At 73.4% G+C, this 12,548-nt stretch carries 15 protein-coding genes; 7 read left to right on the plus strand and 8 right to left on the minus strand.

The genetic code is table 11. From position 1 onward, the window contains the following. Positions 1 to 12 precede the first annotated feature (12 nt). Complete coding sequence (locus tag ACMXGY_RS12985; RefSeq protein ID WP_483773409.1) at positions 13 to 699, minus strand: hypothetical protein; 687 nt, start codon at positions 697 to 699, stop codon at positions 13 to 15. 112 nt (positions 700 to 811) lie between these two features. On the opposite strand from ACMXGY_RS12985, the gene ACMXGY_RS12990 reads away from it, so the two are divergent. From ACMXGY_RS12990 to ACMXGY_RS13010, 5 genes are all read left to right on the plus strand, one after another. Continuing rightward, positions 812 to 2,011 (plus strand): PucR family transcriptional regulator, encoded by a 1,200-nt coding sequence (locus ACMXGY_RS12990; protein ID WP_483773410.1) that lies wholly within the window; start codon positions 812 to 814, stop codon positions 2,009 to 2,011. 98 nt (positions 2,012 to 2,109) lie between these two features. Next, positions 2,110 to 3,117 carry an ACP S-malonyltransferase gene (locus ACMXGY_RS12995; RefSeq protein WP_483773411.1) on the plus strand — a complete coding sequence of 336 codons (1,008 nt, stop codon included), beginning with the start codon at positions 2,110 to 2,112 and terminating at the stop codon, positions 3,115 to 3,117. Further along, positions 3,114 to 4,118 carry a beta-ketoacyl-ACP synthase III gene (locus tag ACMXGY_RS13000; RefSeq protein ID WP_483773412.1) on the plus strand — a complete coding sequence of 335 codons (1,005 nt, stop codon included), beginning with the start codon at positions 3,114 to 3,116 and terminating at the stop codon, positions 4,116 to 4,118. The genes ACMXGY_RS12995 and ACMXGY_RS13000 overlap by 4 nt, the downstream gene beginning before the upstream one ends. Before the next feature lie 168 nt (positions 4,119 to 4,286). After that, positions 4,287 to 4,535 (plus strand): acyl carrier protein, encoded by a 249-nt coding sequence (locus tag ACMXGY_RS13005; protein WP_415296325.1) that lies wholly within the window; start codon positions 4,287 to 4,289, stop codon positions 4,533 to 4,535. 96 nt (positions 4,536 to 4,631) lie between these two features. Then, entirely contained in the window at positions 4,632 to 5,876 is a 1,245-nt protein-coding gene (locus ACMXGY_RS13010) for a beta-ketoacyl-[acyl-carrier-protein] synthase family protein (RefSeq protein ID WP_483773413.1), read from the plus strand. A 423-nt stretch (positions 5,877 to 6,299) separates the two neighbouring features. Here the strand turns inward: ACMXGY_RS13010 and ACMXGY_RS13015 are convergent, their stop codons facing one another. The 6 genes from ACMXGY_RS13015 to ACMXGY_RS13040 all read right to left on the minus strand — a co-directional run bounded on the left by ACMXGY_RS13015 (position 6,300) and on the right by ACMXGY_RS13040 (position 10,453). Next, positions 6,300 to 6,800: a DUF3145 domain-containing protein gene (locus ACMXGY_RS13015; RefSeq protein WP_483773414.1), complete on the minus strand. Its 501-nt coding sequence runs from the start codon at positions 6,798 to 6,800 to the stop codon at positions 6,300 to 6,302. Positions 6,801 to 6,972: 172 nt separating this feature from the next. Further along, positions 6,973 to 7,458, minus strand: a complete 486-nt coding sequence (gene def / locus ACMXGY_RS13020; protein ID WP_483773415.1) for a peptide deformylase — start codon at positions 7,456 to 7,458, stop codon at positions 6,973 to 6,975. Between the two features lie 72 nt (positions 7,459 to 7,530). Continuing rightward, the gene (locus tag ACMXGY_RS13025) at positions 7,531 to 8,337 is read right to left on the minus strand and encodes a DUF1206 domain-containing protein (protein WP_483773416.1); all 807 of its coding nucleotides are present in this window, start codon (positions 8,335 to 8,337) and stop codon (positions 7,531 to 7,533) included. Positions 8,338 to 8,492: 155 nt separating this feature from the next. Beyond that, positions 8,493 to 8,891, minus strand: coding sequence for a (R)-mandelonitrile lyase (locus ACMXGY_RS13030; RefSeq protein ID WP_483773417.1), 399 nt, complete (start codon positions 8,889 to 8,891; stop codon positions 8,493 to 8,495). 63 nt (positions 8,892 to 8,954) lie between these two features. Continuing rightward, the gene (locus ACMXGY_RS13035) at positions 8,955 to 9,359 is read right to left on the minus strand and encodes a cyclophilin-like fold protein (RefSeq protein ID WP_483773418.1); all 405 of its coding nucleotides are present in this window, start codon (positions 9,357 to 9,359) and stop codon (positions 8,955 to 8,957) included. Positions 9,360 to 9,430: 71 nt separating this feature from the next. Further along, on the minus strand, positions 9,431 to 10,453 hold the full coding sequence (locus ACMXGY_RS13040) for a zinc-dependent alcohol dehydrogenase family protein (protein ID WP_483773419.1): 1,023 nt from the start codon (positions 10,451 to 10,453) through the stop codon (positions 9,431 to 9,433). A 139-nt stretch (positions 10,454 to 10,592) separates the two neighbouring features. Here ACMXGY_RS13040 and ACMXGY_RS13045 point away from each other — a divergent pair, with 139 nt between their 5' ends. Both ACMXGY_RS13045 and ACMXGY_RS13050 read left to right on the plus strand, forming a co-directional pair. Next, complete coding sequence (locus tag ACMXGY_RS13045) at positions 10,593 to 11,525, plus strand: helix-turn-helix transcriptional regulator (RefSeq protein WP_483773420.1); 933 nt, start codon at positions 10,593 to 10,595, stop codon at positions 11,523 to 11,525. Further along, positions 11,525 to 12,109 (plus strand): sugar O-acetyltransferase, encoded by a 585-nt coding sequence (locus ACMXGY_RS13050; RefSeq protein ID WP_483773421.1) that lies wholly within the window; start codon positions 11,525 to 11,527, stop codon positions 12,107 to 12,109. The genes ACMXGY_RS13045 and ACMXGY_RS13050 overlap by 1 nt, the downstream gene beginning before the upstream one ends. Positions 12,110 to 12,147: 38 nt before the next feature. Here ACMXGY_RS13050 and ACMXGY_RS13055 read toward each other — a convergent pair whose 3' ends face one another. Next, positions 12,148 to 12,501: a DUF488 domain-containing protein gene (locus ACMXGY_RS13055; protein WP_483773422.1), complete on the minus strand. Its 354-nt coding sequence runs from the start codon at positions 12,499 to 12,501 to the stop codon at positions 12,148 to 12,150. Positions 12,502 to 12,548: the final 47 nt, after the last annotated feature.

Genomic DNA, 12,548 nt, shown 5'->3' on the forward strand with positions numbered 1-12,548 from the left:
GAGGGCGGGGTGTCAGGTCCCGGCGCGGTGCTGGTCCGCCTGCGCGACGGCGCGCTCGAGGTCCGCGCGCAGCGGTGCGAACGCCTCCGGGTCGGCGTACGCGGCCAGCGACTCGAGGTGCTGACGCGCCTCCAGGGGTCGGTCGGCCTCGATCGCCGCGAGCACGAGCTGACGGCCGACCTCCGGGTCGTGCTCGCGTGCACGCCAGTGCCCGACCCCGAGCCCCAGCGCCTCGGCGGGGAGCCCCGCGGCACGCAGCACCTCCATGGACTGCGCGAGCGCGCGTCCGGTCGGGTCGCGCTCCGCGGCCGTCGCGAAGCGGCGCAGCGCGGACTCCTGGTCGTCGTCGAGCGACAGGCGGCCCAGCTCGACGAGCGCGTACCAGCCCCGGGGATGGCCCGCGAGCTCCTCGGCGAGCGCCCAGACCGCGAGGTCGGCGGCCCGCTGCTTCTCGCTCTCGTCCACCGGGGCGGCGAGCGGGTCGTCGTTCGTCGGGCCCTCGGCGGCTCGTCGCCGCACGAGCTCGGCGAGCGCCCGGAACGCCCGTTCGTCGTTCGGGTCGTCCACGAGCATCGCGCGCAGCGCGTCCTCGTGCACCGTGTCGCCGCGCTTCTCCCCCGACCTCGGGCGGCGCGTGCCCACTGTCGACGCGGACGTCGGCCGGCGCATGAGCTGTCGAAGTCGGGGCATGAGGGCCATGACTCGACCCTAGCGGGTCGCCCGGACGCTCACCCGGCCCCGGCACCTTCACAGCCCGCGAGGAACCGGCGGTTTGTGGACTGTCCACAACCGCGACCCGTATGCTCGGCGCGTGACGGCGACCCCGAGGACCCCCGCGAGCGCGCCCGCCCCGACCGGGGGTCCGGGCAACGCGGACAATCTCCAGCGCCTGCGCGACGGCAGCGGGCTCCTCATGTCCGCGGCCCTGCGCCGCCTGGACGAGGAGCTCCCGTGGTACCGCGACCTCCCCGCGGAGGACCGTTCGTACGTAGGTCTCGTCGCGCAGTCCGGCATCACGGCGTTCGTCACCTGGTACGCCGACCCCTTCGCGCCACCGCACGGCGTGAGCGACATCTTCGCGGCCGCGCCGCCCGAGCTGACGCGGTCGATCTCGTTGCAGAACACGCTCCAGCTCGTCCGGATCGTCGTCGAGGTGGTCGAGACGCACTCGGCCCAGCTCGCAGCACCGGGCGGCGAGCGAGACCTGCGCGAGGCCGTCCTGCGCTACTCGCGCGAGGTCGCGTTCTCGGCGGCGGAGGTCTACGCGCGGGCGGCCGAGGTGCGCGGGGCGTGGGACGCGCGCCTCGAGGCCCTCGTGGTGGACGCCCTCATCCGCGGCGACGGCGACGACTCGCTGCGCTCGCGGGTCTCGGCTCTCGGGTGGGGCGGGCACGGGTCGACGCTGGTCGTCGCGGGGACCATCGCCGCGACCCTCGACGAGGTCCGCACCGCCGAGCTGCGGCGCGCGACGCGCCGCGCCGCGGGCGACGCGCTCGTGGGCATCCACGGCGACCGGCTCGTGCTGGTGCTCGGCGGCGAGGGCGACCTCCAGGCCGCCGCCGCGTCGCTCCTGCCCCGGTTCGGTCCCGGTCCGGTCGTCATCGGGCCCACGGTGCCGGGCCTGGACGAGGCGGCACGCTCCGCGCAGGCGGCGCTCGCCGGCCTGCGCGCGGCGCCGGCCTGGCCCCAGGCGCCGCGCCCCGTCCTCGCCGACGACCTGCTGCCCGAGCGAGTGCTCACCGGGGACACGACGGCGCGCCGCACGCTCGTCGCGCAGGCGTACCGGCCGCTCGCCGAGGCGACAGGATCGGTGCTCGAGACGCTCTCCGCCTACCTCGGCACGGGTCGCTCGCTCGAGGCCGCGGCGCGCTCGCTCTACGTGCACCCCAACACGGTGCGGTACCGCCTGCGCAAGGTCTCCGAGATCACGGGCTGGGACCCGCTCGACGCGCGCGAGTCGTTCGTCCTGCAGGTCGCGCTCGCCCTCGGCCAGCTCGCCACGACACGCTGAGCGACGGCAGCTGCTTGTAGGTTCGACACAAACCCCCTCGACAAGGTTGGTGCGGGTCGTGACGTGGTGCACGGCCGTGCGGTTGGCACAGTTGACGGGTGCTCGCCGTCTTGTGCCCTGGACAGGGCTCCCAGTCCCCCGGAATGCTCGCTCCCTGGCTCGAGCTGCCCGGCGTCGCCGACCAGGTCGCCGCGTTCGGCGAGGCCGCCGGCCTCGACCTGCGCGCACACGGCACCGCCTCCGACGCCGACACGATCCGCGACACCGCGGTCGCGCAGCCGCTCATCGTGGCCTCGTCGCTCGTCGCGCTGCGGGCGATCCTCGACGGCCGCGACACGACCGAGGTCGTGGACGTCACGGCGGGCCACTCGGTCGGCGAGCTCGCCGCCGCCGCGGTCGCGGGCGCGCTCACCGACACGGGCGCCGTCGGGCTCGTGGCCCACCGGGCGCGGGCCATGGCCGAGGCGGCCGCGGCCACCCCGACCGGGATGAGCGCCGTCGTCGGCGGCGACCCCGAGGAGGTGCTCGCCGCGATCGAGGCCGCCCACCTGTGGCCCGCGAACGTCAACGGCGGCGGCCAGGTCGTCGCGGCCGGCGCGCTCGACCACCTCGCCGCCCTCGCCGAGAACCCGCCCGCGAAGGCGCGCGTCATCCCGCTCCAGGTCGCCGGCGCGTTCCACACGCCGTTCATGCAGCCGGCGCTCGAGCAGTTCGAGCCGGTCGCGGCGTCGTGGGACGTCTCCGACCCCCGCCTGCCGTTCCTGTCGAACGCCGACGGCGAGCCGTACGGGACGATCGACATCGAGGGCAGCGCGTACGGCAAGGCTCGCGACGTCGTCCGGCGCCTCACCGCGCAGATCGCGGCGCCCGTGCGCTGGGACCTGTGCCAGGAGACGCTCGCCGAGCTCGGGGTCACCGCGGTCCTCGAGCTCGCCCCGGGGGGCGTGCTCACCGGGCTCGCCCGCCGCTCGCTCAAGGGTGTGGAGTCCGTCGCCGTGAAGTCGCCCGACGATGTCGCGGCGGCGCGCGATCTCGTCGCCCGTCACTCGGTGGTTGGCGGCGCGACCGGCGTCTCCGCCGAGGCCACCGGGGCGGTCGACGCGTGAGCGCGACGCTGCGCCAGGCCACGGGCCCGGCCTACTCGCGCCTCCTCGCGATCGGCGGGGTCCGTGGCGAGAACGTCGTCACGAACGACGACATCGCCGGGCCGATCGACTCCTCCGACGAGTGGATCCGCCAGCGCACAGGCATCGTCACGCGCCGCCGCGCGGGAGCCGACGTCGACGTGCTCGACCTGTCCGAGGCCGCGGCGCGCGACGCGCTCGCGCGCGCGGGCCTGCAGGGCTCGGAGATCGACGCCGTCATCGTCTCCACCGTGACGTACTTCCACCAGACGCCGGCCGCGGCAGCGGTCCTCGCGGAACGGCTCGGCGCGACGCCGGCCGCGGCGTTCGACGTGTCGGCCGCGTGCGCGGGGTACGCCTACGCGATCGCCCAGGCCGACGCGCTCGTGCGTGCCGGCGCGGCGACGCACGTGCTCGTCGTCGGTGCCGAGAAGATGAGCGACTTCGTCGACCCGACCGATCGGTCCATCTCGTTCCTCCTAGGCGACGGAGCCGGTGCCGCGATCGTCGGGCCGTCCGACACCCCGGGGATCGGCCCGACGGTGTGGGGCTCCGACGGCGGCAAGGCGCAGGCGATCCGGCAGACGCACGCGTGGTCCGACCTGCGCGCCGACCCCTCGCTCGGCTGGCCCACGCTGCGCCAGGACGGGCAGAGCGTGTTCAAGTGGGCGGCGTTCCAGATGGCGCCCGTCGCGGCCAAGGCCATGGCCGAGGCCGGCGTCACGCCGGGTGACATCGGCGCGTTCGTGCCGCACCAGGCGAACATGCGCATCATCGACCAGCTCGTCAAGCAGCTCCAGCTCCCCGAGACCGTCGCGGTCGCCCGCGACATCGCCGAGACGGGCAACACCTCGGCGGCGTCCATCCCGCTCGCGACCCGACGGCTGCTCGACGAGGGGCAGGCCCGCTCGGGCGACCTCGCGCTCCAGATCGGCTTCGGCGCGGGCCTCGTCTACGCCGCGCAGGTGGTCGTCCTGCCGTAGGGGAGAATCACCCCTGGACGGACGGCCGCACCGCCTCACGGACGGGACGACCGAAGCCGTCGGCGGACCTGTCCGTCGCACGCACCACGTACCGCACCACCCCGGGACGCAAGTCCTGGGAACCGCCACCGGGACCGGTCGCCGCCGGCCCCACGACAAGGAGAAACCATGGCCTACACCGAGCAGGAAGTCCTCGCCGGCCTCGCCGAGATCGTCGCCGAGGAGACGGGTCTGCCCACCGACGCCGTCGCGCTCGAGAAGTCCTTCACCGACGACCTCGACATCGACTCGCTGTCGATGATGACGATCGTCACGCACGCCGAGGACAAGTTCGGCGTCCGCATCCCGGACGACGAGGTCAAGAACCTCACGACGGTCGGCGACGCCGTGTCCTACATCACGGGCGCCCAGGCCTGAGCAGGCCCGGCCTGCCCCGCAGGCCCGCGGACGGGCCGGCGTCACCCGCCGGCCCGTCCGCCCTCCGCCCCCGCCGCAACCCACCGAGGAGCATCCATGCCCGCCGTCACTGAAGTCGTCGTCACCGGTCTCGGGGCCACCACGCCGCTGGGCGGGGACGTGCCCACGACCTGGGCCGCCGCCCTCGCCGGCGAGTCCGGGGCGCGCACCCTCGAGAACGACTGGGCCGAGCGCTACGAGATCCCGGTGACGTTCGCTGCGACCATCAAGGTCGACCCTGCCGAGGTGCTCGCTCGCCCCGAGATCAAGCGCATGGACCCGTCCACGCAGTACGCGATCATCGCGGCGCGCGAGGCCTGGGCCGACGCGGGCAGCCCCGAGGTCGACGGCGACCGGCTCGGCACCGTGGTGTCGTCCGGCATCGGCGGCATCTGGACGACGCTCGACGGCTGGGACACGCTGCGCGAGCGCGGTGCCCGCCGCATGCTGCCCATGACCGTCCCCATGCTCATGCCGAACTCCCCCACCGCGTACGTCTCGCTCGAGCTCGGTGCACGCGCCGGGGCCCACGCCCTCGTGTCCGCGTGCGCGTCCGGTGCCGAGGCGATCGGCTACGGCGTCGACATGATCCGCGCCGGCCGCGCGGACGTCGTCGTCGCGGGCGGAACGGAGGCGACCATCCACCCGATGCCGATCGCGGCCTTCGCCGCGTCGCGCACGCTCTCGCTCCGCAACGACGACCCGCAGGGCGCGTCGCGCCCGTACGACGTCGACCGCGACGGCTTCGTCATCGGCGAGGGCTCGGGCGTCGTCGTGCTGGAGAGCGCCGAGCACGCCGCCGCCCGCGGTGCGCGCGTCTACGCACGGCTCGCGGGCGTCGGGCTCTCGTCCGACGCGTACCACATCACCTCTCCGGACCCCGACGGCCGCGGCCAGGTCGCCGCGATGCGCCGAGCGCTCGAGGAGGCCGGCGTGACGGGCCGCGACGTCGTGCACGTCAACGCCCACGCGACCTCGACGAAGGTCGGCGACCTCACCGAGACGCGTTCGATCCGCACGCTCCTGGGCGACGACGCCGACCACGTCCTGCTGTCGGCGACCAAGTCGATGACCGGTCACCTCCTCGGCGGTGCCGGTGCGCTCGAGTCGATCTTCACCATCAAGGCCGTGTCCGAGCGCCTCGCTCCCCCGACGATCAACGTCACGAACCCGGACCCCGAGCTGCAGGTGCCCCTCGTGCGCGACACCCCTGCTGAGCTCCCGCCGGGCGACGTCGTCGCGATCAACAACTCCTTCGGCTTCGGCGGGCACAACGTCGCCCTCGCCGTGACGAGCGTCTGAGTCACCAGACGGAGCCCCGTAGTGGCCGCTCAGCGGCCGCCGCGGGGCTCCGTCGTGCCGTATGCCCTTGGCTCGGACAAGAGCATCTCGGTGGGCTGAGGTGGACAGTTGTCCAGATCGTGCGGGATTCACCCATCCGTTTTGTCGTCACAAGACCAGGTGAATGCGGACCTCCTGTCAGCGTCTCGCTGCACGCCGGAAGATTCACCCCGCTGCGGCCGTCACTCACTGAGCGCACGTTCGTCCCATCGCCGACCCTTGCGGCGTGCCGTGACCTCGGTCACGCCACACGCCCGAGGCAGACGAGCGGAAGGACAGGACAGTGACCCCAACGGCTAGGCCCACCACGACCGAGGGCGCCTGCCGGGGGGATGGTCCCGGCAGGCGCCCTCGTCGTGCAGCGCGAAGAGTCGGCGCGCGACGTCAGCCGACGCGGTGCAGCCAGCGCACGGGCGCCCCGGCGCCGGCGTAGCGGAAGGGCTCGAGCTCGTCGTCCCACGCCTTGCCGAGCGCGAGGTGCAGCGCGTCGCGCATCGCCCGGGGCTCGCTCACATGGTCGAGCGCGGCGCGGATGCGGTCCTCCGGCACGACGATGTTCCCGTGCACGTCCGTCACGGCGTAGAAGATGCCGAGGTCGGGCGTGTGGGACCACCGGCCGCCGTCGACGCCGTGGCTCGGCTCCTCCGTGACCTCGTACCGCATGTGGGACCAGCCGCGGAGTGCGGACGCGAGCTTCGCGCCCGTGCCCTGCGGACCCTGCCACGAGTACTCGGCACGGTAGAGCCCTCGCGCGGCGGGCTGCTCGGTCCAGTCGAGGGACACGCGCACGCCCAGGACGTTGCCCGCGGCCCACTCCATGTGCGGGCACAGAGCACGCGGTGCTGAGTGCACGTAAAGAACACCGCGGGTGATGGCACCGGCCATGTCTGCCTCCCTAGGTCGAGGTTTCGTCTTCCCCAACGTCCTCACCAGGGCGGTTTCCACGGCACGTCACACGTTCTGTCGCGGCGTGTCTCGTGCCCATCTTGCACGATAGGGCGCGTTCGCGCGAGGGATTCGCCGGGCGAGCCCGCTCGCGGTCAGGGCGGGCGCAGCGTCAGAGCTGGGCGCGCAGCTCCCGCATCGCCTTCTTGCGCACCGAACGGTCGAGCCGGTCCAGGTACAGCATCCCGTCGAGGTGGTCGCACTCGTGCTGCAGGCAGCGCGCCATGAGCTCGGTGCCCTCGACGACGACCTCGTTCCCGTCCAGGTCCGTCCCCACGACGCGCGCGTACCAGGCACGGCGCGTCGGGTACCAGAGGTCCGGCACGGAGAGGCAGCCCTCGTCGCCGTCCTGGTAGTCGTCGGACAGCTCGACGATGCGGGGGTTGAGGACGTAACCGATCTCGTCGTCGATGTTCCAGGAGAACGCGCGCAGGTTCACGCCGATCTGGTTGGCGGCGAGACCCGCACGACCCTCGTGGTCGACGGTCTCGACGAGGTCCGCGACGAGCGAGCGCACGCGGTCGTCGATGGTGGTGATCTCGTCGCAGGGGGTGCGGAGCACGGGGTCCGGGATGGTCCGGATCTCTCTCATCGCCATGCTCGCCATTCTTCCATGCGGGTGAGCCGCGCCGCCCCGGGCAGGTCCCCCGGGGCGGCGTCGGGGCGCACGTCACATGCGCGCGTACCGTGCCCGGGCGAACGAGTACAGGCCGTAGGCAGCGAAGCCCAGGCCGACGGCGACGAGGAGAGCGACGCCGAAGGGCTGCTCGGCGACCGTGGCGAAAGCTGCGTCGAGCCCACCGGCCTGCTGCGGGTCGTGCTGCACCGCAGCGGCGACGAAGAGTCCGCCGAGCACGCCCAGCGCGACGCCCTTGGCGATGTACCCCACCCGACCGAGGTGCACGACGGCGCGGCCCACGTGGCCGCTCGTCCCCCCGCGCAGGTCCTCGAGGAACTTCTTCCGCCACCCCTTCACGACGTGGTAGACGCCCGCGACGACGATCCCTACCCCGACCGCCCCGACGAGCAGCGTCCCGCCCGGCTTCTGCATGATCGTGGCGGTGAGGCTCTCCTCCTGCCCGGAGCCGCTCGACGCCCCGGAGACGACCTGGACCGCGAGCACCCCGAGTGCGACGTAGACGATCGCCTTGCCGGCGGCCTTGAGCCGGTCCGAGGTCTCCAGACCACCGGTCACGGCGACCGTGACCTGCCACAGGCCCAGCGCGGCGAACGCGACCACGGCGAACCACAGGAGCACCGTCCCGCCCGGGGTCTGCGCGATCGCCTCGAGGGCGCCCGTCTGGTCGGCGTCCTGGCTGGACGCCGCGCCGAGCGCCACCTGCACGGCCAGAACCCCGACGACGAGGTGCAGGATGCCGCTCACCACGTAGCCGCCTCGCGCAAGGAGCTCCAGTGTCTTGCTCTGCCGCACGCCTCGCGCCGCTGCCTTGCCGGCCGAGCTCACGTTCGATGCCACGTGTCCTCCTCGTGATCAGGACGCCGCCCCTCGCGCCGCCGGGTTCTCCGGCTCGCACACCCTGCCAGACGGCGGCCGTCCACGCGCGCAGAACCGGTGCGGCGTCGAGGCGACGTCCGCCCGGCCCGCCGACCCGCCATGGACGAGCTGCCCCGTCAGCGGCCGCCGTACTCCTCGTCGGTCACGTGGTCCAGCCACGTCACCACCTGGCCCGCTTCGTCCGCCTCCTGGATCGCGACGTGCGCCATGAACCGGTGCGCGCTCGCTCCGTGCCAGTGCTCCTCGCCGGGCTCGACGTAGACGACGTCGCCGGGCCTGACCTCGTGCACCTCGCCGCCGCGACGGGCGACGTAGCCGATGCCGTCCGTGACGTAGAGCGTCTGCCCCCGCGGGTGGCTGTGCCAGGCGGTCCGGGCGCCGGGCGCGAACCGGACGTGGGCGCAACCCACCGCGGACTGTGCGTCGGGGTCGCGGATACCGTCGATGTACACGGTGCCGGTGAACCAGTCCTCGGGGCCGGCACCGGTCCGGCCGCCGCTCTGGGTGATCTTCATGAGCTTCCTCCTTCGTCGTACGGGATGCGCCGCTCGCGCGGCGGCGGACATGTCGCGGCGCCGTCAGCCGTCGGCCCGCGCGATCGTCACGGTGACCTCGTCGGGTCCGCGGGCGAGCAGCTCGATCCCGCGGCCGTCGAAGGTGCCGACCCTGGCGATTCCGTTCCAGTAGCCCACGTCGCCGTGGTAGAGGACCAGCTGGGAGGTCGGTTCGTACCAGCCGATCTCGCTCGGGCTCGGGTCGTCACCGTCGGCCATGCCGTCCATGGTCAGCGGCGGGTCGAGGGGGGCCGTCTTCTCCACACCTCCGTACTCGCTGAACGAGAGGGTCAGCGGCAGCCGAGCGGTCAGGTCGCGCGCGGCCGCGTTGTCCCACAGCCGTCCCTGCAGCGTGGTCTCCCCTACCGTGAGGACCACGGCCACCGCCATTGCCACTGGCACTGCCACGCTGGCTGTCAGGTGTCGCATCGGTCGTCTCCTACGGGCCGGGCCGGACCACCCGATCGGTACGAGACGTCGCGGGTGGTCCGGCTGGACGGTCAGAGCGTGAGCAGCACCTTGGTGGCGCGGCGCTCGTCCATCGCCCGGTAGCCCTCGGCGGCCTGCTCGAGGGGCAGGGTGAGGTCGAAGACCTTGCCGGGGTCGATCTTCCGGTCCCAGATGAGCTGGATCAGCTCGGGCAGGAAGCGGCGGACCGGGGCAGGACCGCCGAGGATCTGCACCTGGGAGAAGAAGAGCAGCTCCCCGGGCAGCTCGACGTCGTGGGTGACGCCGACGAAGCCGACGTTCCCGCCGGGCCGTGTCGCGCCGATGGCCTGGACCATCGACTCCTGCGTGCCGACGGCCTCGATCACCGAGTGGGCCCCGAGCCCGTCGGTGAGCTCCTTGATCCGTGCGACGCCCGCGTCGCCGCGCTCGGTCACGACGTCGGTCGCGCCGAAGTGCCGGGCGAGGTCCTGGCGGTCCTCGTGCCGGGACATCGCGATGATGCGCTCGGCACCGAGCTGCTTGGCGGCGAGGACCCCCATGAGGCCCACGGCGCCGTCGCCGACGACCGCGACCGTCCTGCCGGGGCCGGCCTGCGCGGCCACGGCGGCGAACCAGCCGGTGCCGAGGACGTCCGACGCGGCGAGCAGGTGCGGGACGAGGTCGGCGTCGGGCTGACCCGGGGTGGCCACGAGGGTGCCGTCGGCGAAGGGGATGCGCGCCTTCTCGGCCTGGGTGCCGATGGCGCCGTCGACGAAGACACGGTGCACGCAGCTGGACGGAAAACCGGAGCGGCAGATCTCGCAGGTGCCGTCCGAGATGACGAACGATCCGACGACGAAGTCACCGGGCTTGACGGTGGTCACCTCCGCCCCGACCTCCTCGACCACGCCGACGTACTCGTGGCCCATCTTCGCGTGGTCCACCTGGTCGGCTCCGCGGTACGGCCACAGGTCGGACCCGCAGATGCAGGTCGCGGCCAGCCGGATGACCGCGTCAGTGGGGTCGACGATCGTCGGGTCGTCGCGCTCCTCGACGCGCACGTCGCCGGGTCCGTGCATGATCACACCACGCATGAGGTTCTCCTTCTCGGGTCGGTGCTCCCATCGTGCGCGGGATCTCGCCCGGCGGGGAGTGCCTGGTGAGGGGTGTACCGGCAGTGCACCCCTCCGCACGGACTCCCACGCCGCCACCGCCTGGCCTACCGTCGTGACCATGGACAACCGAGCGGACGTGCGCGAGTTCCTCATGTCGCGGCGCGCGAAGGTGAGCCCCGAGGCGGCCGGCGTCGTCGGCGGGGCCAACCGGCGCGTCCCGGGCCTGCGGCGCAGCGAGGTCGCGATGCTCGCCGGCGTGAGCGTGGAGTACTACGCCAAGCTCGAGCGCGGGGCGATCGCCGGCGCGTCGGCGTCCGTCCTGGACGCCGTGGCGCGGGCGCTGCAGCTCGACGACACCGAGCGCGCGCACCTGCTCGACCTGGCACGAGCCGCGGACGGCATCCCGTCGTCAGGCCGGACGCGCCGCCGCGCGACCCGCTCGTCGGCCCCGCGACCGAGCCTGCAGTGGGCGCTGTCCGCGATCACCGACGGAATCGCGTTCGTGCGCGACCCGCGGCAGGACCTGCTCGCGACCAACGCGCTCGGCCGCGCCTTCTACTCCCCCGTCTTCGGCGACGGCGGCCGCACGCCGAACCTCGCCCGGTTCCAGTTCCTCGACCCCGCGGCGCGGGACTTCTACCCCGACTGGGACCTGTTCGCCGAGATGTGCGTGGCGATCATGCGCGCCGAGGCCGGTCGCGACCCGCACGACAAGGGCCTGCAGGACCTCGTGGGCGAGCTGTCCACGCGCAGCGAGACGTTCCGCCGCCTGTGGGGCGCGCACGACGTCCGGACGCACGGCGCCGGGACCAAGCGGTTCCACCACCCCGTGGTCGGCGACCTCACCCTGGCGTACGAGGAGCTGGCCATCACCGCGGAGCCGGGTCAGGTACTCCTGGTCTACACGGCCGAACCGGGCTCGCCCTCGGCCGAGCGCCTGCGCCTGCTCGCCTCGTGGTCGGCCGACCCCGCCCCCGCCGACGTACCCCCCGATGCCGCAGCACGGGACGCCGACACCTCCCGCACGACACCCCGACGACAGGAGCGGTGATGGAGCTGCAGCAGTTCCTCGACCACGTCCGCCGCGGCGCCGTCATCGAAGGCGGCTCGGAGCAGCACGCCTTCCTGCACGGCACGGCCCAGGAGGCGCTGCGGACCACCGCGGAGCTCAACGCCGGGTATCGCACCCCGGACGAGGTGCGTGCTCTGCTGTCGCGGCTCACAGGACGTGCCGTCGACGAGTCGGTGACGCTCTTCCCGCCGTTCTCGTGCGAGTTCGGGAAGAACCTCGTCCTCGGCCGCGACGTCTTCATCAACATGGGGTGCCGCTTCCAGGACGCGGGCGGCATCACGATCGGGGACGGGACGCTCGTCGGCCACGGGACCACCGTGGTCACGCTGAACCACGCGGTCGACCCCGCCCGTCGCGCGGACATGATCCCGGCGCCCGTCGTGATCGGCCGCAAGGTCTGGATCGGCGCCGCTGCGACGATCGTGCCCGGTGTGACGATCGGCGACGGCGCGATCGTCGGCGCGGGGGCGGTCGTCACCAAGGACGTCCCGGCCGACACGATCGTCGCGGGCGTCCCGGCGCGGCCGATCCGCGCGACCGGGTTCGAGTCCTCGGGCGCCTGACGGCGCGCGGGCGCAGCACCGGACTCACCGGGGGAACCTCAGGAGGGCGCCGCGAGGTGGTCGCGCAGCACGACCGCCTGGTTGTGCTCCTCGTCCGTGGCGCCGTACACGAGCGTCACGACCTCGTGCTGCCCGACGACGTCGCGCAGCTCCGCGACCGCCTCGCCGTTCGCGTCGAGCTCGGCCCGGTACCTCGCGGCGAACTCCTCGAACAGCCGTTCCTCGTGGTGGAACCACTGCCGGAGCTCCGTGGACGGCGCCACCTCCTTGAGCCACAGGTCGACGCGCGCCCGTTCCTTGCTCACGCCGCGCGGCCACAACCGGTCGACGAGCACCCGGAACCCGTCGCCGTCGTCGGCCGGGTCGTAGACACGCTTGATGCGGACCACCATGAGCCCATGACACGCCGTGAGCGCACCTTGCGCATCCGGTGCGCGGC

Source organism: Cellulosimicrobium sp. G4 BAM 1002, from assembly GCF_057126935.1.